Source organism: Devosia sp. (assembly GCF_048261455.1).
In the GTDB taxonomy this organism is placed as follows: Bacteria; Pseudomonadota; Alphaproteobacteria; order Rhizobiales; family Devosiaceae; genus Devosia_A.
The window spans coordinates 106732-128750 of sequence record NZ_JBLXGA010000008.1; the positions used below are offsets into that span (position 1 = coordinate 106732).

Sequence of the window (22019 nt, forward strand, 5' to 3'; positions counted from 1 at the left end):
CATTTTATTGCAATGTCGTGAGGGCTCAGCGCGAGGCGACGAGCAGATTTGTTCCGGTCACGAAGCGGTCGTAGCGCACGATGGGTGCGTTGACCGGAATGAACTCGACGCGGCCGGTCAGCGGACCGAGTTCGGTGCCCTTTTCCAGATAGCCCTCGGCCTCGTTCATGACGGCCCAGAATTCGGTCGACATCGGCACCGGCTGCACCAGCGTCTCGTTGACGTGGTTCAGTTCGGGGGCGACGAGCGCGATCTCGCGCCGCTCGATGCTGGGGTTGAGCTGGCGTTTCAACGCCACCTTGGCGAGAGCGTCGGCCATAGGCTGCGAGCCCGCATCATCGGACAGGGCGCTGAAGGTCATTTCAAACATGCCGCGCAGTGCGTCGGTATCTCCCAGCGACGCGGTTGCGAAGCTGTCGACGAGATCGGGGTTGGTGTCGCCCAGCGGTGCGTCAGGGTCGAGCGGTGCCGGCTTGGGCAGCAGGGTCGCGACGCTGGGTTCGGAGTCGATGATTGTCCGCAGCGCTTTTTCGGCGCGGCTGTCGGTGTTTTCCGGGGCGTAGGCAGTGACCAGCTCGTCACGCGGCGTCATCAGCACACGCGGCTTGGGCATGTCGTCGTCGAGGGCCGACAGCGCCGCGAGGGCCGTTTCGCCATCGGTCGAAAGCGGCGAGCGGGTGGCGAGCTTGAGCCTCGGAGACTTCACCGCCGGAATGGGGGCGCCGAGCGCGTCGAAAGTCGCTGTGCCGGTCTCGTCGCCGGAGGTATCCGCATCGGCGGTCTCGGTCTCACCGTAGCTGTCCGGACGCGGCAGCGGCACGGGTGCGGCGACCTGGACGGTCGATACCATGCGCTGGGCCGGTTCTTCGAGCGAGGCCATCATGATGGTGCCGTCGCGCTCGTAAAGATCCTTGGGTTTGGTCTGGGGGATGGGGGCAATGCCGCCATCGGCCTCGGCGATCATGATGCCCGGGCTGCTATCGAAGGTGATCCGGCCGTTGCATGGCACGGTGTGACAGCGGGTCCATTCGGCCTGCGCATAGGCGCGGCCCTTGGAGGACAACGGCTTGCCGTCGGTCGGCAGATGCAGCGTCTTGCCGTCGGGGAAGAGCTTTTTCAGCTGCGCGCGGGTCATGCGCGGCCAGGCGCGGACGCCGGCTGTGTCGAGATGGACGAAGGGGCTGCCGGACGTCGGATAGTAGCCGACGCCACCGACCTGATGCTTCATCGCCACTTCGCGCAGGCGGCTGAGATTGATGCCGGGAATGAAGAAGTCCATCGCCTTGCCCTGCGTATGCTGGGAATTCTTGGCGACGCCGGAGGACTTCGAGCGCAGCATCTCGTTGGTCTTGGGCGAGCGATAGGAGGAAACGATGTTGATCGGCTGGGTAGCGCCGACTTCGCGATAGACCGACCACAGCAGGTCGAACAGCGCGGGGTCCATCTTGGTCGGCTCTTTGGTGCGCCAGTCGGCGAGGAACACGTTCAGCTGGCGCAGTACCTTCTGGTCGTACTTGCCGTTGCGCTTGAAGGTGAATTTTCCTGAGGTGCCGTTGTGCGTGTAGTACAGGTTGAGTGTACGGGTGTCGCCGGCCGCCTGCGCCGGGATTACCGTCGCGGGCAGCAGCATGGTCCAGCACATCACGGCTGCAAGCAGCAGACGTGGCATAGCCCGCAAGAATTTGATGCTCTTTTCCGACACGCCCCGAACAGTCCGTAGCTACACAGTCAACGCGCTGATGTTAGCGGCAAAGTCCATAGGAATGGATTAACGCTAACAAGCTGTTGCTGCTTGTTTCGGCATCCCCTACCGCCTTCTAGGCAAAAAACGAGGCCGAACCAAGGCTAAATTCCTAAGCAGTCGTAAACGACTAGCTCAGCATAGCCAGGCGAAGCAGTTCGCCGCCGGGCAGTTTCGGGGTGTCGAGTCTATGCGCGGGGCGCCGACCTGCCTATTCGGCGAGCAGCGTTTTCAACCGCTCGTTCATCCCATAGACGTCGCCGTAGGAGCGGATCGTGCCGTCCTCGTCCACCCGCAGGGTGAAGTAGGAGATGTGCACGGGGATGTGGGTCTTCAGGTTCACCCAGCGCTCGGAACTGCCGAACATGGATTCGAGCGAGGCGAGCGATAGATCCGGCTCGGCATCCAGCAGGGCGCCGGCGAATTCCATCGGGTTCTGCACCCGAACACAGCCGTGGCTATAGGCGCGGAAGGTCCGCGCGAACAGCGACTTGGACGGCGTGTCGTGCAGATAGACATTGTGCTGGTTGGGGAACAGGAACTTGATCCGGCCCAGCGCATTGCCCCGGCCGGGGCGCTGACGCACGCGGAAATTGTTGATGTTGGTCTGCGTCCAGTCGATCGCCGAAGCGTTCACGACCTTGCCGCCGTAAAGCATTTCCATGTTCTGGTTGTTCAGATAGCCGGGGTTGGCCATCAGGTGCGGCTGGATCTCGTTGCGCGCGATCGAGGCCGGCACGTTCCAGTAGGGATTGACGACGATGTGCTCGATCTCGTCGTTGAACACCGGCGTCTGGTGCGCCGACGTGCCGACCACGACCCGGGTCGTGTAGTGGATTTCTTCCTTGTCCATGATCCACAGACGGAACTCGGGAATGTTCACCTGGACGTTGAAGTCGGCGAAGGTTTCCGGCTCCCAGCGCCAACGCTCCATGTTGGCGATGATGTCTTCCTTGGTCGTCGCGGCGCTGCCGTTGAGCGCGCCCAGCGTCGCCGGGCCGACGACACCGTCAGCGGGCAGGCCGAGACGGGTCTGGAAGGCTTCGACGGCGGCGATCAGCTCGGCATCGTAGGTGATATCGACTGCGACGTCCTCCCCGGAGGTCTCCGGGATCTCTGGCTCGGGAACGTCGAGGCGCTGGCGCAGCAGGGTGACACGCTCATCCTTCATGCCCGGCTTGAGCAGCGGGCCGTCGGGAATGGTGATGGCTTCATCGACGACATTGCCGTCGTAGAACTTGGCGAGAGCTGCCTTCAGGCCCAGGAACTCGCGATGGGTCGGAGACAGATCGTTCAGGATCCTCGCCGGATCGTCGCTCTGGGCGAGCTTGACCAGCATCTCGGCTTCATTGATGCGCTTGGGCGCGATTGTCCAGGAACTCGACACCCGGGTGGGTGCGACGCGGCCGCCATAGGCGTCCTGCGCGTAGCGGATCGCTGCATCGGAAAAAGCGGTCTCCAGGGCGGCGAGCTTTTCCGGATCGCTGCCAACGGCAGCCGGGTTCAGGTCGGGTGTTATATAGTCGGAGGGGCGAAAACCCTCGAGCTCGGAATCGCGGAAGACCTGAATGATGGCGTTGGCCTTGTCCGAGAAGGCGACCTTGCCATTGGCATCCTCGGTCAGCCACAGCGGCTCGAAATGGCGCGCGCCGTAGAAGAAATAGAGCCGCTGCGTCCGATCGTAGGCACGGGTGCCCTTTTGTGCCGACGAATAGGCGCTCGACAACCCATCCTTGATGATGCGGGCGAGTTCAGTCTGCGGCGGCGCGATGACGACGCGTGTCGCTTCGATGCCGGCGACCTTCACCACTTCCTGCGCGATGGCGCCATGGCCGGAGGCAAGAGCAACAGTGCCTGCCAGCAGCAGGGCCTTCAAACGCGACATGAAACCACTCCGTACCAAATATGGCTGGCGACCAGGGCGGGGCGCATCGGGAGGAGTCGCCGCCGCACTCCGCAAAGATGAACTGCTTACCTCGTAAAGCTTAACGGCTACAATTGCTCGCGACTTTGTGAGGCGCCATTGTGGATTTCCTGCAACGTGGGAATCCGTAGGCTCAAGCCGCGTCGCTCTGCAGGTTTTCGTCAAGTCCGTACTCCTTGAGCTTGCGATAGAGCGTCGAGCGCCCGATCCCCAGCGCACGGGCCACCCGCGACATCCTGTAGCCATGCAGTCGCAGCGCAAAAACGATCAGTTCACGCTCGATTTCGGCGAGCTTTTGCACGTTGCCGTCGTCAGCGAGGAATCTGTCGGCGACAGGCGCCGGATCTGCAGGCATCACGGCGACTATGCTGGCATCGTCGATATGAACCGGAGCTGAAGCGGTGCCCGGGCGCTGCATGCGCCGCAGTACGTCGTCGCGGCCCTGCTGCAAGGCCATCAGTTGCGGGAAATCCTCGGGCACGAGGGCAGTGCCCTCGCTCAGTGCCACCGCGCGATAAATGACGTTTTCGAGCTCGTGCACATTGCCCGGCCAGCTGTGCGCCGCAAGCAGCTCGATGGCAGGTTCGCTGATGCCGGTGATGCGGCGGCCGGTCTCGGCAGAAAGCCGGGCAACCAGGTGGCTGGCGAGTGTCGGCAGATCCTCGATCCGGTCGCGCAGCGGCGGCAGGTAGATCGGCAGGACGTTGAGCCGGTAATAGAGATCCTCGCGAAAGGCGCCTGAGCGCGCAAGGTTGAGCAGGCGCCGGCTGGTGGCGCCGATGATCCGCGCTGCGACCCGCTGGGCGCGCGGGGCACCGGTCGGCGTGACCTCGCCGGTTTCGAGAACCTGAGCAAGCCGGTGCTGCAGCTCGAGCGGCAGGTTGCCGATCTCGTCGAGATAGAGTGTGCCGGTGCCGGCTTCGATCAGACGCCCCGGCTGATCGGCGGTGCCGAACAGCATGGCTTCGAGCTGGGTCGCGGGCAGCGCGCCGATGCGTAACACGAGGAAGGGCTTGCCGGCGCGGTCGCTCATGCCGTGGATGACGCGGGCCAGCATTTCCTTGCCGGTGCCTGTCTCGCCTTCGAGCAGGGCCGGCAACGGACTGCGGGCGGCCTTGGCGGCGAGGGTCAGCGGGCGCTCCATCGCTGCCGAGCGGGTGACGATGTCCTTGAGTGCCATGGTGTTGTCCTGGCGGTGCCGCTCGGTGCGCAGCACAGCCTCGAGCTCGCCGAGTTTGGCGGCATTGCTCAGCGACACCATCAGGCGTTCGGGCGCGACCGGTTTTTCGAAGAAGTCGAAGGCGCCATGGCGGGTCGCGGTCATCACTGTTTCGAGCGAGGAATGCGCGGTCTGAACGATAACCGGGGTCGTCAGTCCTTCGCGCTTCATGGTTTCGAGCACGGCCATGCCATCGACGTCGGGCATCACCAGATCGAGCACCACGGCGGCGAGAGACGGATCGGCGCGCAGCAGGTCGAGTGCCTGGCTGCCTCCGGTGGCGAGGACCGGTTCGAAACCGGCCCGGGTGGCCTGTTCAGCGGTCAGCTTCAGCTGCACCGCGTCATCATCAACTACAAGAACGCGCGTCATTTGCCCCCAAATGCGTAGTCAGGCGCGGTTCCCGGAATCGGCGAATCGCGCTGTGCCGTTTTGGGGCAGGATGATGGCGGGTGGTTAAGCGCGACTTAACCGCGTCGGTCAGGCCGGTTCATCATGGTCGGGACGATAAAAATCGCCCTCGGCGTCCATCACCCACAGCTCGCCCGAGGAAATGTCGAACCAGGCGCCGTGCACGCTGAGTTCGCCGGTTGCCTCGAGGTCGCGCACATAGGGAAAGGTGCGCAGGTTGGCGATCGAATTGCGGATCGAGAAGCGCTCCAGCATGGTCTGGCGCTCATTGCCGGTCAGCAGTTCGTATTGCGACACCTTGGCCGAAACCGGCGCCAGCATGCTCATCCACTTGCCGATGAAATCGCCCTCGGCAATCGGCCCGGCACTGGGATCGAGCGCCGCTTGGATGCCGCCGCAGCGGCCATGGCCCATGATGACGATGTTGCGGATGCCGAGGCCGTTGACGGCGAATTCGATCGCTGCGGACGTGCCGTGCTGGCCGCCATCCGGCTGAAAGGGTGGCACCAGATTTGCCACGTTGCGCAAGACGAAGAGTTCGCCCGGCTTGGCGTTGAAGATCATCTCCGGGGCCGCGCGGCTGTCGCAGCAGGCGATGACCATGGTGTCCGGTGATTGTCCGACCTCGGCCAGTTCACGATAGCGCACCTGCTCGGAAGCATAGCGCCCCGCCATGAACGACTTGTAGCCTTCGACTAAAAATGCTGGAAAACTGCTCATGCCGCAGCGATTAGCGGCACGGGGCTATAATTACAATCTTACGAGGCACGTGCCTCATTCATTGGGGGTGAATATGCAGGTCTACAGGTTTCTCACGGGGGACGATGATTCCAGCTTTTGTCACAAGGTGACGAAGGCGCTGACCGAAGGCTGGGCGCTGCACGGTACGACGGCTTACGCCTATGACGCCGTGAGCAAGAAAATGCAGTGCGGACAAGCAGTTGTCCGGACCGTCTCGGATCAGCCCTATGATCCGGACAAGAAGATCGTCGACTACGTCTGACGCTCGGCAGCGCGCCACGCCATGTTCATGTAGCGTGTGCCCTCGCCAAGCTCTCTGAGCATTTGCGCTATGCGTTTTTCGCGTGTCTCGACACGCTTTGCGCGCGCGATCCAGCCAAGATAGTCGTTCCGCTGATAGGCGGGGCGGCTATCGAATTTCTGGCGCAGGCCATCGGCTTCAAGCCGCTCGGCAATGTCCTGCGGCATGGGCTGCAGGGGGCGCTTAAGGCGGCTGCTGTCATCTGTCATTCCGACGTCCTCCCGCTCAATCCTCTTCAGTCAGTACAACGACGCCACATTGCGAGTCGCCGGGCGATGATAGACCGCCTCGATGTTGCCGCTGAGGCGCGGCCCGGAGACGGCGACGCCTGAGCGGTGCCGTTCACAGCAGCCGGTTCAGCGCCAGATGCTGCAGCAGGATGATGGTTTTTGCGTCGGCGATTTCGCCGCGTGCCAACATGGCCATGGCCTCGCCGAAGGGCAGTTCCAGCACTTCGATGTCTTCGCCCTCGTCTTCCAGCCCGCCACCAGCGGAGACGCGCGCCGCCGCATCATACTCCGCCACATAGAGCCAGAGCCGCTCGGTCGCCGAACCGGGGCTGGTGTAGCAGGTGCAAACGAGGGTCGGCGGGGCGACGCGGTAGCCGGTTTCTTCTTCGGCTTCGCGCTGCGCGCAGATGGCCGGGTCGTCGCCATCGAGCTTGCCGGCGGCCACTTCGATCATCTGGCCCGAATCATCACGGGTGAAAACCGGAAAGCGGAACTGGCGGACGAGGACCACCGTGCCCTGTTCCTTATTGTAGAGCAGGATGCCCGCGCCGTTGCCGCTGTCATAGGTTTCGCGCGAGACGCGCTGCCAGCTGCCGTCGCGGCGCTGCATCTCGAGCGTGGTCTTTTTGAAAGTGCCCCAGTTCTCGGCCAGCAGTTCCTCGCCGAGGATACGCAGTTTTTCAGACACAGACGAACTCCGGGAACCTCTAGGGGCGTGAGCGCATTTCATGAACGCAATCTGAATGGGCGCTTCACGCTCCCGCCAGATCAGGTTTGTTAGCAGTGCCGTCAAGCAGCGGAAACCCATCCCGGGTCGACCGCACAGGGACAGGACAGATGGACAGACTGGCTATCGGGCTCATGACCGCACTTTTCGCGCTCCTGGTGCATGGTGGCTTCGTAAAGGACGTCCTCGCCGAGGATACGTCGCGGCTTTCGCTCTCGCATGGGCAAGCCGTTCCCTCCCTGACCAATCCGCCGGCGACGACAGGCTCTCGCAGCGCGCGTGTGATGAGCTTGCTGCTCACGCTCGAGGCGCTGCGGGCCGCGCCGGAGCTAAGCGTCAGCAAGTAGTTCACCGTCGCGAAGCAGCGCAAACTTGATGCGCAGGTGGCAATCCGGCTTTGACCTCGCCGGAATGCGCGGCTAGAAGTCTCGAACAATTCCAAACTGGAACGCCCATTGCGAATGCGCATGGGCACTTAGCGAGACGACATGGCTTCATCTTCACGGCCCGTTTCCCCGCATCTGTCGATCTATCGTTGGACGCTGACGATGTGGACCTCGATTTCGCAGCGAGCGACGGGCGTTGCGCTTTATGCCGGCACGGCGCTGCTGGCGCTGTGGCTGGTCGCTGCGGCGATCGGGGGCGATTTCTTCGCCGGAGTCGACTGGCTGGTTGGCAGCTGGTTTGGCCTCCTGGTGCTGTTCGGCTTCACCTGGGCGCTGCTGCATCACATGTTCGGCGGCATCCGCCACTTCATCTGGGATCGCATCATCGGCATGGACCCGGCGAGCCGCGAGATGATCGTGCGCGTGCAGCTGGCCGCCTCGATCGGCTTCACCCTGCTCCTGTGGGCATTCTTCGTGTGGTTCAAATGATCGATCGCTCCACCATCGCCAATCCGAAGTCGCATTACGGCGATCCGAAAAAAGCGACCAAGCACTTCATCTGGCAGCGTGCCACCGGGGCGCTGAACATCGTGTTCGCGATCTTCGTCATCTGGCTGACGCTGAGCCTTGCCGGGGCCGATGCGGCCGGAAAGATCGCGCTGGTGCGCAATCCGCTGGTCGCCGCCGGGCTGATCCTGCTGTTCATCAGCGTTGCCGTCCACATGCGCATCGGCATGCATGAGATCATCGACGACTATGTCGATGCCGGGCCGCGCCACACGATGGCGAGTGCTGCCAATACCATCTTTGCCGCGCTGGTCGCGGTCGTGGCGATCCTGGCGATCGTCAAGCTCGTCTTCTGGGGTTAACCGCTATGGCCGCTTACGAACTCATAGACCACGAATTCGACGTGGTGATCGTGGGGGCCGGCGGCGCGGGGCTGCGCGCCACGCTCGGCATGGCCGAGCAGGGGCTCAACACCGCCTGCATCACCAAGGTCTTCCCCACGCGTTCGCACACCGTCGCGGCGCAGGGCGGCATCGCCGCCTCGCTGGGCAATATGGGTCCGGATTCGTGGCAGTGGCACATGTACGACACCGTTAAGGGGTCGGACTGGCTGGGCGACAATGACGCGATGGAATATCTGGCCCGCGAGGCGCCGGCCGCCATCTACGAGCTCGAGCACTACGGCGTGCCGTTCTCGCGCACCGACGAGGGCAAGATCTACCAGCGGCCCTTCGGCGGGCACATGACCGAATATGGCGACGGCCCCCCGGTGCAGCGCACCTGCGCGGCGGCCGACCGCACTGGCCACGCCATGCTGCATACGCTCTATGGCCAGTCGGTGCGCAACAAGGCGCAGTTCTTCATCGAGTATTTCGCGCTCGACCTGATCATGGGCGAAGACGGCTCGTGCCAGGGTGTGATCGCTTGGAAGCTCGATGACGGCACGCTGCATCGCTTCCGCTCGAAGCTCGTCGTGCTGGCGACCGGCGGCTATGGCCGGTCCTATTTCTCGGCCACGTCCGCCCATACCTGTACCGGTGACGGCAATGGCATGGTTGCCCGCGCCGGCCTGCCGCTGCAGGACATGGAATTCGTGCAGTTCCACCCGACCGGCATTTACGGTGCCGGGTGCCTCATCACCGAGGGTGCGCGCGGCGAGGGTGGCTATCTGGTCAATTCCGAAGGCGAGCGCTTCATGGAGCGCTATGCGCCTAACGCCAAGGATCTCGCCTCACGCGACGTGGTTTCGCGCTGCATGACGATGGAAATCCGCGAAGGTCGCGGCGTCGGCAAGAACAAAGACCACATTTTCCTCCATCTCGATCATCTCGATCCCAAGGTGTTGCACGAGCGGCTGCCGGGCATTTCCGAGAGCGCCAAGATCTTTGCCGGCGTCGACCTGACGCGCGAGCCGATCCCGGTGCTGCCGACGGTGCACTACAATATGGGCGGTATTCCCGCGAACTACCATGGCGAGGTGCTGAACCCGACGCCCGAGGATCCCGATCGCATCGTGCCGGGCCTGATGGCGGCGGGCGAAGCGGCCTGTGCCTCGGTGCATGGCGCCAACCGGCTGGGCTCGAACTCGCTGACCGATCTCGTGGTGTTCGGCCGCGCTGCGGCGCTCAGGGCAGCGAAGACCGTCGACAAGAATGCGGCCGTGGCGCCGATCCGCAAATCCGAGGACGAGCGCATTCTGGCGCGCTTCGACAAGCTGCGGAACGCCAATGGCGGCTCGCCCACCGCGCAGGTGCGCGAAAAGATGCAGCGCATCATGCAGGAAGACGCCGCGGTGTTCCGTACGTCGGAGACCCTGCAGTCGGGCGTCAAGCGGATGAGCGAGCTCTATGGTGCGCTCGAAGACCTGCATGTCACCGACCGCTCGATGATCTGGAATTCCGATCTCGTCGAGACGCTGGAACTCGAAAACCTGATGGCCTGTGCCGCGACCACCGTGGTGTCGGCCGAAGCCCGGCACGAGAGCCGAGGCGCGCATGCGCATGAGGACTACCCGGACCGTGACGACGTCAACTGGCGCAAGCACTCGTTGAGCTGGATCGACGACAAGGGCGGGGTGACGATGGGCTATCGTCCGGTGCATGTCGATCCGCTGACCAAGGAAGCCGACGGCGGCATCGACCTCAAGAAGATCGCGCCGAAAGCGCGGGTGTACTGAGGCCGCTGGCATGACCTCAACCCCAGGCTATTCCGGCACGCCTTTGCCGAAAAAGCTTGGGCTGAAGGACGGGCAGCGGGTGCTGTTTGTCGATCTGCCTGATGCGCTCGATGATCTGCCGCAATCACGCGATTTCGCCGAGGTGCGGCAGGCGGGGTGGGATGACTGGGTCGCCGACACGCCTTGGGATGTGGTTCACGGCTTCACCAGGGCGCGCGAGACGCTCGCGGCCAATGCGAAGCCGCTGATGGACGCCATCGCGCGCGATGGGATGATCTGGGTGAGCTGGCCCAAAAAGGCCAGCAAGGTTGCGACCGACATCACCGAGGACACGATCCGCGAGGTGGTACTGCCGCTCGGTCTGGTGGATGTTAAGGTCGCGGCAGTCAGCGACATCTGGTCGGGGCTGAAACTGGTGATCCGCAAGGAGTTGCGCTGATGAAACGGACGATGGGCGCGCTGCTGGCGCTGGGACTGATGGCCGGGACAGCGCAGGCGGCGCCGACAGCGGCGCAAAAGAGCGAATTTTACGCGGTGTGCATGGGCATCGCCCAGAATGCCGAGCTGTGTGGCTGCAAGGCCGATGCGGCGATGGACCTGATTGACGAGCGCTTCATGGGCGTGGTGATTGCCTCGATGAAGGGCGCCGCCCCGAAATCGGCGGACTACCAGGCCTATAACCAATATGTCGCGCGCTCGAACCAGATTTGCAAACCGAACTATTAGGCTTTGACGTGCATAAAATCCGCTTCGAGAAAGAGCAGCGCACCGCGATCGTCTCGCTGGTCCAGCGCTATTTCGTCGAGGAGCTCGACAGTTCGATCGGGGCCATTCCGGCGGAACTGCTGGTCGAATTCTTCGCCGAGCACATCGGGCCGCACTACTATAACCAGGGGCTGGCGGACGCGCAGGCGGTGTTCGCGAAATCACTGGACGACGTCAATGATGCGATCTACGGGCTGGAGCAACGCGATGCCCGCTAGATCAGATAACCGGAGGTCGAGATGGCCGAGCTAGTCCTTCCCAAGAATTCCCGTGTCCAGAAGGGCAAGACCTGGCCGAAACCGGCCGGATCGAACATCCGGGAATTCCGGGTCTATCGCTATGACCCGGACAGCGGCGACAATCCGCGGCTCGACACCTATTTCGTCGATCTCGACGATTGCGGCCCGATGATCCTCGACGCGCTGCTGTGGATCAAGAGCACGGTCGATCCGACGCTGACGCTGCGCCGCTCGTGCCGCGAGGGCATCTGCGGCAGCTGCGCCATGAACATCGGCGGCGCCAATACGCTGGCCTGCACCAAGGGCATGGCCGATTTCAGCGGTCCGATCAGCGTCTATCCGCTGCCGCACATGCCGATCGTCAAGGATCTCGTGCCGGACCTGACGACGTTTTACGAACAGCACCGCTCGATCGAGCCGTGGCTCAAGACCACCTCGCCGACGCCGGAAAAAGAATGGCTGCAATCGAAGCCCGAGCGCGAAAAGCTGGACGGGCTCTACGAGTGCATCCTGTGCGCCTGCTGCTCGACCTCGTGCCCGAGCTACTGGTGGAACGGCGAGAAATATCTCGGCCCGGCCGTGCTGCTGCAGGCTTATCGCTGGCTGATCGACAGCCGCGACGAGGCGACCACCGAGCGGCTCGACAATCTTGAGGATCCGTTCAAGCTCTATCGCTGCCACACGATCATGAACTGCGCCAAGGTCTGCCCCAAGGGGCTGAACCCGGCCAAGGCCATCGCCGAGATCAAGAAGCTGATGGTCGAGCGGGAACTGGCCTGAGGTGGCCTTTGAAACCGTCCTCGAGGTCGAAGATCCCTCCATCGCCCTGGTGCTGATCACGGCGCTCAAGGCGCATGGGTTTCATCCGCGCGAGGGCGGTGAGGCCGGCTTGCCCGGCCTGCCGGGCGTGTTCTTTTCGAAGGGCATCCCGATCGATCTGCCCGAAGAAGAGGCCCGCGACGGCCGGCAGCTCGCCGAAGCGCTGGTGAAGGAAATGCGGGCCCGCTGAGCGCCGATTCAAAGTCTGGCCACATTGGACGGGGATTAGGAACCGCTGACCGTGCTGGGCGGTTGAATGCCGTGTAGCGACGACGCTATATCGCTAACCCTTGGTTAACCGTTTTCAGGAGCTGGCCCTATGTGGACTGGTGGACGCGCTGGTGTAGCAGTGGCGATGGTAATGTGTGTGGGCCTCGCCGGCTGCGCTTCGAGCGGCGTTTCGCCGACCCAGGAGGCGAGCGCCGAGCAGATCGCGCCGATCCAGAACGCTCCGGTGGCGACGACCGATCTGCCGGCGGTGGGCGAGGATGGCACCATCACCACCGCCACGCTCGGTCAGCCGGCCACGCTGGATACCCTGAGCCCGCCGTCGCCGCTCGACCCCAATGCGCCGGTCGCGGCCAATGCCAACGGCAATTTCGTGACCCTCGATTCCGTCGGCAGCGTGCCCAGCGCGCCGGGGCGGGATCTGTCGGGTGGCGTGACCATCGAAAAGCTGCTCGGCGGCTGGACCGTGGTCTCCGGGGCCACCCAGTGCAAGCTCAACCTGACCTATACCAAAAAGACCGGCACGGACCGTTACCGCGCCTCGACGCCGGGCTGCCCGCTGCCGGGACTCAATGTCGTCGTCTCGTGGCAGCTGGTCGGCAGCCAGGTGCAGCTGTTCGACGAGGCCAATGACATCATCGCCTCGCTCATTCTCAGCGGCAATCGCTTCATCGGCACGCTTGCCGGCGGTCAGGGCATCTCGATGGTGGGCTGACGCCCGGCGTGTGGCGGAGCCCGATCTCACAATGACAGCTATCGCATGAGCGCGGGAAAGCCCGGCAAGGTCTCCGCAGCGCTCAAGGCGCGCGTCGAGGCCGGAACGCTCGATGCCGATCCGTTGCAGGCGAATGCGGCAGCTGCGCTCGACCGGGTCAGTGCCGAGCTGAGCCAGACCAAGAAATCGCGCGGCTTGTTGTCGGGCCTGTTCTCGAGCGCGCCGGAGGCGGTGCGCGGCGCTTATCTCGTTGGGCAGGTCGGGCGCGGCAAGACCATGCTGATGGACCTGTTCTTCGATCAGGTTTCGATCCGCGAAAAGCGGCGAGTGCACTACCACGAGTTCATGGACGATATGCACCAGGCGATTGCGGCCTTCCGCAAGAGCGCGCACGGGCAGGGGGATCGCGATCCCGTCGCCGCGGTGGTCAAGCCCGTCCTGGCCGAAACGCGGCTGCTCTGCCTCGATGAATTCCAGGTGCAGGACATCACCAATGCCATGCTGCTTGGCCGGCTGTTCGAAAAGCTCTGGGCCGGCGGTGTCACGGTTGTCGCGACGTCCAACACGGCGCCGGACCATCTCTATGAAAACGGGCTCAACCGGCAATTGGTGCTGCCCTTCATCTCGGCCCTGAAGGCGCATGTCGAGGTGGTCGAACTCGATGGTCCGACCGACTATCGCCGGCTGAAATTCGAGGGCGAGGCGGTCTATCAGTTCGGCACCGGCCCCGAGGTCGATGCGGCGATGGACCGGCTGTGGCTCAAGCTCACCGGGGGGGAGCAGGGCGAGGCGACGGTGCTCAGTTCACTGGGGCGGTCTATCGCAGTGCCGCAGGCGGCGATGGGTGCGGCGCGCTTCGGATTTGCGGATCTGTGCGAAAAGCCGCTCGGCGCGCGGGACTATGTGCGGCTGAGCCACGCCTATGATGCGGTAATGCTCGATCACGTGCCGCAGTTCGACCGCGTGCGCAGCGATGCGTCCAAGCGCTTCATCCAGCTCGTCGACACGCTCTACGACCGGGGCGTCAAGCTCGCCGCCAGTTTTGCCGTGCCGCTCGACGAACTGGCGCAGGACAGCAAGACGAAGGCCGAGTTCGCCCGCTGCGTGTCGCGGCTGGTCGAGATGCAGTCCGCCGAATATCTGGCTGCCGGACACCGCGAAACACCTGTCGAAACCTGACACTGGGGCAATGATTCGGGCGCCTTGCTCGTGCCGGACGCCTCCGCCCATCCGACCGCCGAATACTGAATACGCCCAACGGCTCACTTGCAGTGATGGGGCGGGAGGGTTAATAGGGGCGCGAATTTTCAGCTAGTTGAACAGGGGCTTTGGATGGCGCGCAAGAAGATCGCTCTGATCGGTGCAGGTCAGATCGGAGGGACGCTGGCGTTGCTGGCAGCGACCAAGGAATTGGGCGATGTCGTGCTGTTCGACATCCAGGATGGTGTGGCGGCGGGCAAGGCCCTCGATCTGAGCCAGTCCGGTCCGGTCGAAGGCTTCAATGCCACCCTCAAGGGCACCACCGAATACAAGGACATCGAAGGCGCCGACGTGGTGATCGTCACCGCCGGTGTGCCGCGCAAGCCCGGCATGAGCCGCGATGACCTGCTCGAAATCAACCTCAAGGTGATGGAGCAGGTGGGCGCCGGCCTTGCCAAATATGCGCCCGACGCCTTCGTCATCTGCATCACCAACCCGCTCGATGCGATGGTCTGGGCGCTGCAGAAGTTCTCCGGCCTGCCCGCCAACAAGGTTGTCGGCATGGCTGGCGTGCTCGACTCGGGCCGCTTCCGCTATTTCATCGCCGAAGAGCTGAACATTTCGGTCGAAGACGTGACGGCCTTCGTGCTGGGCGGCCATGGCGACACCATGGTGCCGCTGCCGCGCTATTCGACGGTCGGCGGCATTCCGCTGACGGATCTGGTCAAGATGGGCTGGCTCACCAAGGAGCGGCTCGAGCAGATCGTGCAGCGCACCCGTGATGGTGGCGCCGAGATCGTGGGCCTTCTGAAGACCGGTTCGGCGTTCTACGCGCCCGCCGCTTCCGCCATCGAGATGGCCGAGGCCTATCTCAAGGACAAGAAGCGCATCCTGCCCGTCGCCGCCTTCCTTAAGGGCGAGTTCGGCGTCAAGGGCACCTATGTCGGCGTGCCGGCGGTGCTCGGTGCCGATGGCGTCGAAAAGATCGTCGAGATTTCGCTGTCCGGCAGCGAGAAGAAGGCATTCGACAGTTCCGTACAGTCGGTTCTGGGCCTGGTCGAAGCGTGCAAGAAGATCGCGCCGAAGCTTGCCTGACAGATCGAAGGGGGGCGTGATGCCCATTCGTCCGATCGTTCCATTGCTCGCCGTCGCGCTCAGTTGCGCGATGGCTCCGGCCTATGCCGAGAGCTTTTACACCTCGCTCGATCTCGATCAGTGCGTGGTGCTGTCTGTCGATAATGAAATCGGCGGTGCCGAACTGCGCTGCGACGGCCATGGCGGGTTCGACGTCTACGTCAGCGATTTCGATGCGCGCATGAGCGCCGATTTCGGCACGCGGGATTCCTACTCACAGACCTTTGCGGCCTTCAACAGCGTCGGCGAAACCATCGAATGGCTGACCGATGATGACGGCGTGCAGGCCGCGATCCTGCGCTATTTCATCGATGTCGATGGCCGCAAGGCGCAGGCACTTGTGGTCAGCAAGGTCGGCGTGCCCGATCAGCCCGGCTGTGTCATCGGCGTTGTCGATGCCGCGGTCGATCAATCCAATGGCGTTGCCCGAGGTATCGGCGCGATGGCACCCGTGGTCGCGTGCGACCCCGAGGGTGTTGTCGTTGTTCCGGGACCCGGCGGCGCCCTCGTCACCGAATTTAGCGGCGCCCGACGTTAGGGTCGTTCGCAAGGCCAACACGGTCATAGGAGAGCTCAGGTGAATATCCACGAACACCAAGCCAAGGCGCTGCTGGCGACTTACGGTTTGCCGGTTGCCAAGGGTGTGGCGATCTATTCGGCCGATGAGGCCGGAGATGCAGCGGCACAGCTGCCGGGGCCGCTTTATGTGGTGAAAAGCCAGATCCACGCCGGCGGGCGCGGCAAGGGCAAGTTCAAGGAACTCGGTCCCGACGCCAAGGGCGGGGTGCGCCTCGCCAAGTCGGTCGACGAGGTCAAGGCATTCGTCGGCGAGATGCTCGGCAACACGCTGGTGACCAAGCAGACCGGACCGGCCGGCAAGCAGGTCAACCGGCTCTATATCGAAGACGGCGCCGATATCGCGCGTGAGCTCTACTGCTCGCTGCTGGTCGATCGCTCGACCGGTCTGGTGGCCTTTGTCGTTTCGACCGAAGGCGGCATGGACATCGAGGCGGTTGCCGAGAACACGCCCGAAAAGATCGTCACCATCGGCATCGATCCGACGGCCGGCGTCACCGACGCCGATGTCGCGGCGATCGTGAAGGCCTACGGGCTCGAGGGGGATGCTGCGGAGGACGCCAAGACGGTGTTCCCGGCGCTCTACAAGGCGTTCGTCGATACCGACATGAGCCTGCTCGAAGTGAACCCGCTGATCGTCATGGACAATGGCCACCTGCGGGTGCTCGATGCCAAGGTGAGCTTCGACAACAATGCCGCCTTCCGGCATGCCGAGCTGCAGGGCCTGCGTGACCTGTCCGAAGAGGACGAGAAAGAGATCGAGGCCTCGAAGTTCGATCTCGCCTATGTGGCGCTCGACGGCAATATCGGCTGCATGGTCAATGGCGCCGGTCTCGCCATGGCGACGATGGACATCATCAAGCTGTATGGTGCCGAGCCGGCGAACTTCCTCGACGTGGGTGGCGGCGCCACCACCGAGAAGGTGACGGCCGCGTTCAAGATCATCACCGCCGATCCGAACGTCCAGGGCATCCTGGTCAACATCTTCGGCGGCATCATGCGCTGCGACGTCATTGCCGAGGGCGTGATCGCCGCCGTCAAGGAAGTCGGCCTCGAAGTGCCGCTGGTCGTGCGCCTCGAAGGTACCAATGTCCAGGAAGGCAAGGCCATCCTCGACTCGTCCGGTCTCGACGTCATCAGCGCCGACGATCTCGACGATGCGGCCCAGAAGGTCGTGGCTGCGGTCAAGGCGCGCGGCTGATGCATCATGCGGCGGCAGGTATCGGGGTGATCGCGGCGGGGCTTGCCCTGCCGGCGTGCGCCCAGCCGGCCGCCTATGACGTCACCTTCGTGTCCGAATTCGCCGAAGCCTGTGTGCCGGGGCGGCTGACCTATGCCGCAACGAAGCAGGCCGTTGTGGACAATGGCTGGGAGGCGGTCGCGCCTTCGGTCAATCCGGAGCTCGCGGCGATGATGGTGCTGTCGGAAGCTGCAGCCGAAGATCCCGAACTGCAGGCGACCTTCGAATACCAGACCTACAGCAAGCAGATTGCCGGGCAGGCGCATTTCCTCGTCGCCAGTCGCGCCTCCGCGATGATCGGCGATCCGGATGACCCGGAGGATACGCTGAACCCGTGGGTGTCTGTCGGCTGCTATTTGTACAATCTGGATGCCGAGGCGGCGATCGATCCCGAGCCGGTGACGGCGCTGGTCGGCAATCCGATCTCCAACAGCCATACCGACGACTCGCTGGTCGGCTATGTGTGGGGACCGCCGTGTCCGATGCCGCGCACCGGTGACACCTATCTGACCTTCATTCCCGAAGGCAGCTCCTATGTCGACCAGACCGGATTTTCCGGGCTGGTGCTGAAATTCGATACCTCCGAACTCGATCCGGGCGCTGCGGTGCCGGATCCCTATTGCTGAACCCCTGAACGCCCCTAGCTAAGAGCGGATAACCCATGTCGATTCTCGTCAACAACGACACCAAGGTCCTGGTGCAGGGACTGACCGGTGCGTCCGGCACGCTGCACACCCAGTACGCGCTTGGCTATTTCGGTACCAAGATGGTGGGTGGCACGCACCCCAAGAAGGGCGGCCAGAAATGGCAGGGCAAGGTCGAGGGCAAGGATGTCGAGCTGCCGATCTTCGCTTCGGTTGCCGAGGGCAAGGAACAGACCGGCGCCACCGCTTCGGTGATCTATGTGCCGCCGGCGGGTGCCGGTGCCGCCATTCTCGAAGCCATTGAGGCCGAGATCGAGCTGATCGTGTGCATCACCGAGGGTGTGCCGGTGCTCGACATGGTCAAGGTGAAGGCCGCGCTCGAAAAGTCGAAGTCGCGGCTGATCGGGCCGAACTGCCCGGGCGTCGTCACCGCCGGCGAATGCAAGATCGGCATCATGCCGGGCAACATCTTCTCGCAGGGCTCGGTGGGCATCGTCTCGCGCTCAGGCACGCTGACCTATGAAGCCGTGTTCCAGACCACCAACGAAGGTCTCGGCCAGACGACGGCCGTGGGCATCGGTGGCGATCCGGTCAAGGGCACCGAATTCATCGACATGCTGGAAATGTTCCTCGCCGATGAAGAGACCAAATCGATCATCATGATCGGCGAAATCGGCGGTTCGGCCGAAGAAGACGCCGCGCAGTTCCTGATCGATGAGGCCAAGCGCGGCCGCAAGAAGCCGATGGCCGGGTTCATTGCCGGGCTGACGGCCCCCAAGGGCCGCACCATGGGTCATGCTGGTGCCGTAATTTCGGGCGGTAAAGGCGGCGCGGAAGACAAGATTGCGGCCATGGAAGCGGCCGGGATCAAGGTGTCGCGTTCTCCCGCACGAATTGGTCATACCCTGGCGGAAGTGCTCAAGGGCTGACCGTATGTATGTTAATGACGATAAGGCGCGGAACGCTATCCGCGTCTTAACGTCAGTAAAAGACTGAGTGGGCATTGTGGGCCCGCACGCAACGGGCCCGGTCGAGCGCATCCCGGGCAATCATAAGGGTGACGGGGCAAGCGCCCCGCAAAGCTGGACATGACCCGACAGGAAAAGAACGAACAGTTCTTGCTCTCCTCCTTCCTCTATGGCGGCAATGCCGCCTATATCGAGGAACTTTACGCCCGCTACGCGGACGATCCCAACTCGATTGATGAGACCTGGGCCGGCTTTTTCAGCCGACTCGAGGACGAGAAGGGCGATGTCACCAAGAACAACGACGGACCGAGTTGGCAGCGTCGCGACTGGCCGCAGGCCGCCAATGGCGATCTGGTGTCGGCGCTCGACGGCAACTGGGGCGAGATCCAGGTCCGCGCCCACAAGGCGCTGAAGGAAAAGGCCAAGGCCGAAGGCGCGCCGGCGCCGAGCACGGTCGACGTGCTGCAGGCGACGCGCGATTCGATCCGCGCCATCATGATGATCCGCGCCTACCGTATGCGCGGGCATCTGCATGCCGATCTCGATCCGCTCAAGCTCAAGGCCGATGGCGAAGCCACCGAGCTCGACCCCAAGAACTACGGCTTCACCGAGGCCGATTACGATCGCAAGATCTTCATCGACAATGTCTTGGGTCTCGAATACGCGACCATTCCCGAGATGCTCGACATCCTGCGGCGCACCTATTGCTCCACGGTCGGCATCGAGTTCATGCATATCTCCGATCCCGAGGCCAAGCAGTGGCTGCAGGAGCGGATCGAGGGGCCGGACAAGTCGATCACCTTCACCCCCGAGGGAAAGAAGGCGATCCTCAACAAGCTGATCGAGTCCGAGGGCTTCGAAAAGTTCCTGGACGTCAAGTACACCGGCACCAAGCGCTTTGGTCTCGATGGCGCGGAATCGCTGATTCCGGCGCTCGAGCAGATCATCAAGCGCGGTGGCGCGCTGGGCGTGAAGGATGTCGTGCTCGGCATGGCACATCGCGGCCGTCTGAACGTTCTTACCCAGGTGCTGGGCAAGCCGCACCGGGCGCTGTTCCACGAGTTCAAGGGCGGTTCGTTCTACCCTGAAGAGGTCGAGGGTTCGGGCGATGTGAAGTACCACCTCGGTGCCTCGTCCGACCGGGACTTCGACGGCAATACCGTGCATCTGTCGCTGACCGCGAACCCGAGCCACCTCGAGATCGTCGATCCCGTCGTTTTGGGCAAGTCCCGCGCCAAGCAGGACCAGCGTTCGGCGGTCGAGGGCCGGTTCCTCGCCGATACGCGCCAGACCGACCGTTCGGTCGTCATGCCGTTGCTGATCCATGGCGATGCGGCCTTTGCCGGCCAGGGCGTCGTTGCCGAGTGTCTGGGGCTTTCCGGCCTCAAGGGGCACCGCACGGGCGGCTCGATCCATTTCGTCGTCAACAACCAGATCGGCTTCACCACCTCGCCGATCTACTCGCGCTCTTCGCCGTACCCCACCGATGTCGCCAAGATGATCGAGGCGCCGGTGTTCCATGTGAACGGCGATGATCCGGAAGCCGTGGTCTATGCCACCAAGGTGGCGGTCGAGTACCGGCAGCGCTTCGGCCAGCCGGTCGTCATCGACATGTTCTGCTATCGCCGCTTCGGCCACAACGAAGGCGACGAGCCCAGCTTCACCCAGCCGCTGATGTATTCCAGGATCCGGAAGCATGAGACGACGCTGGATATCTATTCGCGCCGCCTCGTCGAAGAGGGCCTGGTGAGCAGCGAAGAGGTCGACCAGATGAAGGCCGACTGGCGCGCCAACCTCGAAAAGGAATTCGAGGCCGGCCAGGACTTCCGTCCGAACAAGACGGACTGGCTCGATGGCGTGTGGAAGGATTTCAAGCGCGCCGATATCGACGGGCCGCGCCGTGGCGACACTGGTGTCGCGATGGACGAGCTGACCCGGCTGGGCCAGAAGCTCGGCCATGTGCCCGAGGATTTCGAGGCGCACCGCACCGTCAAGCGCTTCATGAACAACCGGCTGTCGGCGATCGAATCCGGCGAGGGCATCGACTGGGCGACCGGCGAGGCCCTGGCCTTCGCGACGCTGCTTGCCGAGGGCCATCCTGTCCGCCTCAGCGGTCAGGACGTCGAACGCGGCACGTTCAGCCAGCGCCATTCGGTGCTCTATGATCAGCAGAACGACGAGACCTATACGCCGCTCAACAATCTGCAGGACGGCCAGGCCCGCTACGAAGTCATCAACTCGATGCTGTCGGAAGAAGCGGTGCTCGGGTTCGAATATGGCTATTCGCTGGCCGAACCGAACACCCTCACCCTGTGGGAAGCGCAGTTCGGCGATTTCGCCAATGGCGCGCAGGTGGTCATCGACCAGTTCATTTCCTCGGGCGAGCGCAAGTGGTTCCGCATGTCGGGCCTCGTGATGCTGCTGCCGCATGGCTACGAAGGGCAGGGGCCGGAGCATTCCTCGGCCCGGCTCGAGCGCTATCTGCAGCTGTGCGCCGAAGACAACATGCAGGTCGCGAACTGCACGACGCCGGCAAATTATTATCACAGCCTGCGCCGGCAGCTGGTGCGCGACTTCCGCAAGCCGCTGATCCTGATGACGCCCAAGTCGCTGCTGCGGCACAAGAAGGCGACCTCTTCGCTGAACGAATTCGGGCCGCAATCGACCTTCCATCGCCTGCTGTGGGACGATGCGGAAGCGCCGGGCGTGCCGAAGACGACGATCAAGCTGGCGCCGGACGAAGAGATCCGTCGCGTCGTCTTGTGTTCGGGCAAGGTCTATTATGACCTGCTCGAAGAGCGCGAGAAGCGCGGCATCAACGATGTCTATCTGCTGCGTCTTGAACAGCTGTATCCGTTCCCGGCCAAGGCCTTGCTGGACGAGCTGACGCGCTTCAATGGCGCCGAGGTCTTCTGGTGCCAGGAAGAACCCAAGAACATGGGTGCATGGGCCTTCGTCCAGCCCTATATCGACTGGGTGCTGGAGCAGATGGGACGGGCAGGCGAGCGCCCGCACTACGTCGGACGCTCGGCGTCGGCCTCCACGGCCACAGGGCTGATGCGGACACACCTGCAGCAGCTGCAAAGCTTCTTGGATGAAGCGTTTGCCAATTAAGAACACGGGCCCAG

24 protein-coding genes are annotated in these 22019 nt (G+C 63.4%); 18 read left to right on the forward strand and 6 right to left on the reverse strand.

Annotated elements, in window-relative coordinates; genetic code table 11:
* Positions 1 to 25 precede the first annotated feature (25 nt).
* The 4 genes from ACN0TK_RS10560 to ACN0TK_RS10575 all read right to left on the reverse strand — a co-directional run bounded on the left by ACN0TK_RS10560 (position 26) and on the right by ACN0TK_RS10575 (position 6015).
* On the reverse strand, positions 26 to 1669 hold the full coding sequence (locus tag ACN0TK_RS10560) for a DUF882 domain-containing protein (RefSeq protein WP_417309523.1): 1644 nt from the start codon (positions 1667 to 1669) through the stop codon (positions 26 to 28).
* A 283-nt stretch (positions 1670 to 1952) separates the two neighbouring features.
* Positions 1953 to 3626: a L,D-transpeptidase family protein gene (locus tag ACN0TK_RS10565; protein WP_417309448.1), complete on the reverse strand. Its 1674-nt coding sequence runs from the start codon at positions 3624 to 3626 to the stop codon at positions 1953 to 1955.
* Between the two features lie 172 nt (positions 3627 to 3798).
* On the reverse strand, positions 3799 to 5256 hold the full coding sequence (locus ACN0TK_RS10570) for a sigma-54-dependent transcriptional regulator (protein WP_417309449.1): 1458 nt from the start codon (positions 5254 to 5256) through the stop codon (positions 3799 to 3801).
* 108 nt (positions 5257 to 5364) lie between these two features.
* Complete coding sequence (locus ACN0TK_RS10575) at positions 5365 to 6015, reverse strand: carbonic anhydrase (RefSeq protein ID WP_417309450.1); 651 nt, start codon at positions 6013 to 6015, stop codon at positions 5365 to 5367.
* Positions 6016 to 6088: 73 nt separating this feature from the next.
* Between ACN0TK_RS10575 and ACN0TK_RS10580 the strand changes: the two genes are divergently transcribed.
* On the forward strand, positions 6089 to 6298 hold the full coding sequence (locus ACN0TK_RS10580) for a DUF1737 domain-containing protein (RefSeq protein WP_417309451.1): 210 nt from the start codon (positions 6089 to 6091) through the stop codon (positions 6296 to 6298).
* On the opposite strand, the gene ACN0TK_RS10585 is transcribed toward ACN0TK_RS10580, so the two are convergent.
* Together ACN0TK_RS10585 and ACN0TK_RS10590 are read right to left on the reverse strand one after the other, a co-directional pair.
* Positions 6289 to 6546: a YdeI/OmpD-associated family protein gene (locus ACN0TK_RS10585; protein ID WP_417309453.1), complete on the reverse strand. Its 258-nt coding sequence runs from the start codon at positions 6544 to 6546 to the stop codon at positions 6289 to 6291. The genes ACN0TK_RS10580 and ACN0TK_RS10585 overlap by 10 nt on opposite strands.
* Positions 6547 to 6679: 133 nt before the next feature.
* Complete coding sequence (locus ACN0TK_RS10590; protein ID WP_417309454.1) at positions 6680 to 7255, reverse strand: NUDIX domain-containing protein; 576 nt, start codon at positions 7253 to 7255, stop codon at positions 6680 to 6682.
* 149 nt (positions 7256 to 7404) lie between these two features.
* Here ACN0TK_RS10590 and ACN0TK_RS10595 point away from each other — a divergent pair, with 149 nt between their 5' ends.
* From ACN0TK_RS10595 to ACN0TK_RS10675, 17 genes are all read left to right on the forward strand, one after another.
* A complete protein-coding gene (locus ACN0TK_RS10595; protein ID WP_417309455.1) occupies positions 7405 to 7641 on the forward strand; it encodes a hypothetical protein in 237 nt (78 codons plus the stop codon).
* A 141-nt stretch (positions 7642 to 7782) separates the two neighbouring features.
* Positions 7783 to 8169: a succinate dehydrogenase, cytochrome b556 subunit gene (gene sdhC / locus ACN0TK_RS10600; RefSeq protein ID WP_417309456.1), complete on the forward strand. Its 387-nt coding sequence runs from the start codon at positions 7783 to 7785 to the stop codon at positions 8167 to 8169.
* Positions 8166 to 8549, forward strand: coding sequence for a succinate dehydrogenase, hydrophobic membrane anchor protein (sdhD, locus tag ACN0TK_RS10605; protein ID WP_417309457.1), 384 nt, complete (start codon positions 8166 to 8168; stop codon positions 8547 to 8549). Before sdhC ends, sdhD begins: the two co-directional genes overlap by 4 nt.
* A 5-nt stretch (positions 8550 to 8554) precedes the next feature.
* Complete coding sequence (gene sdhA / locus ACN0TK_RS10610; RefSeq protein ID WP_417309458.1) at positions 8555 to 10363, forward strand: succinate dehydrogenase flavoprotein subunit; 1809 nt, start codon at positions 8555 to 8557, stop codon at positions 10361 to 10363.
* A 10-nt stretch (positions 10364 to 10373) separates the two neighbouring features.
* Positions 10374 to 10802, forward strand: coding sequence for a DUF3052 domain-containing protein (locus tag ACN0TK_RS10615; protein ID WP_417309459.1), 429 nt, complete (start codon positions 10374 to 10376; stop codon positions 10800 to 10802).
* Entirely contained in the window at positions 10802 to 11089 is a 288-nt protein-coding gene (locus ACN0TK_RS10620; protein ID WP_417309460.1) for a hypothetical protein, read from the forward strand. The genes ACN0TK_RS10615 and ACN0TK_RS10620 overlap by 1 nt, the downstream gene beginning before the upstream one ends.
* A gap of 8 nt (positions 11090 to 11097) precedes the next feature.
* A complete protein-coding gene (locus ACN0TK_RS10625) occupies positions 11098 to 11346 on the forward strand; it encodes a DUF2164 domain-containing protein (RefSeq protein WP_417309461.1) in 249 nt (82 codons plus the stop codon).
* A gap of 21 nt (positions 11347 to 11367) precedes the next feature.
* Entirely contained in the window at positions 11368 to 12147 is a 780-nt protein-coding gene (locus ACN0TK_RS10630; protein WP_417309462.1) for a succinate dehydrogenase iron-sulfur subunit, read from the forward strand.
* 1 nt (position 12148) lies between these two features.
* The gene (locus ACN0TK_RS10635; RefSeq protein ID WP_417309463.1) at positions 12149 to 12376 is read left to right on the forward strand and encodes a hypothetical protein; all 228 of its coding nucleotides are present in this window, start codon (positions 12149 to 12151) and stop codon (positions 12374 to 12376) included.
* A gap of 171 nt (positions 12377 to 12547) precedes the next feature.
* Entirely contained in the window at positions 12548 to 13129 is a 582-nt protein-coding gene (locus ACN0TK_RS10640) for an AprI/Inh family metalloprotease inhibitor (protein WP_417309464.1), read from the forward strand.
* A gap of 45 nt (positions 13130 to 13174) precedes the next feature.
* Positions 13175 to 14308 (forward strand): cell division protein ZapE, encoded by a 1134-nt coding sequence (gene zapE, locus ACN0TK_RS10645; RefSeq protein ID WP_417309465.1) that lies wholly within the window; start codon positions 13175 to 13177, stop codon positions 14306 to 14308.
* Positions 14309 to 14461: 153 nt separating this feature from the next.
* Entirely contained in the window at positions 14462 to 15424 is a 963-nt protein-coding gene (gene mdh / locus ACN0TK_RS10650; protein WP_417309466.1) for a malate dehydrogenase, read from the forward strand.
* Positions 15425 to 15443: 19 nt separating this feature from the next.
* Positions 15444 to 16001 (forward strand): hypothetical protein, encoded by a 558-nt coding sequence (locus ACN0TK_RS10655; protein ID WP_417309467.1) that lies wholly within the window; start codon positions 15444 to 15446, stop codon positions 15999 to 16001.
* Positions 16002 to 16040: 39 nt separating this feature from the next.
* Positions 16041 to 17240, forward strand: coding sequence for an ADP-forming succinate--CoA ligase subunit beta (gene sucC, locus ACN0TK_RS10660; RefSeq protein WP_417309468.1), 1200 nt, complete (start codon positions 16041 to 16043; stop codon positions 17238 to 17240).
* Entirely contained in the window at positions 17240 to 17905 is a 666-nt protein-coding gene (locus tag ACN0TK_RS10665) for a hypothetical protein (protein WP_417309469.1), read from the forward strand. Before sucC ends, ACN0TK_RS10665 begins: the two co-directional genes overlap by 1 nt.
* A 35-nt stretch (positions 17906 to 17940) precedes the next feature.
* On the forward strand, positions 17941 to 18852 hold the full coding sequence (sucD, locus tag ACN0TK_RS10670; RefSeq protein ID WP_417309470.1) for a succinate--CoA ligase subunit alpha: 912 nt from the start codon (positions 17941 to 17943) through the stop codon (positions 18850 to 18852).
* 159 nt (positions 18853 to 19011) lie between these two features.
* Positions 19012 to 22005, forward strand: coding sequence for a 2-oxoglutarate dehydrogenase E1 component (locus ACN0TK_RS10675; protein ID WP_417309471.1), 2994 nt, complete (start codon positions 19012 to 19014; stop codon positions 22003 to 22005).
* The last annotated feature ends 14 nt before the right edge of the window (positions 22006 to 22019 follow it).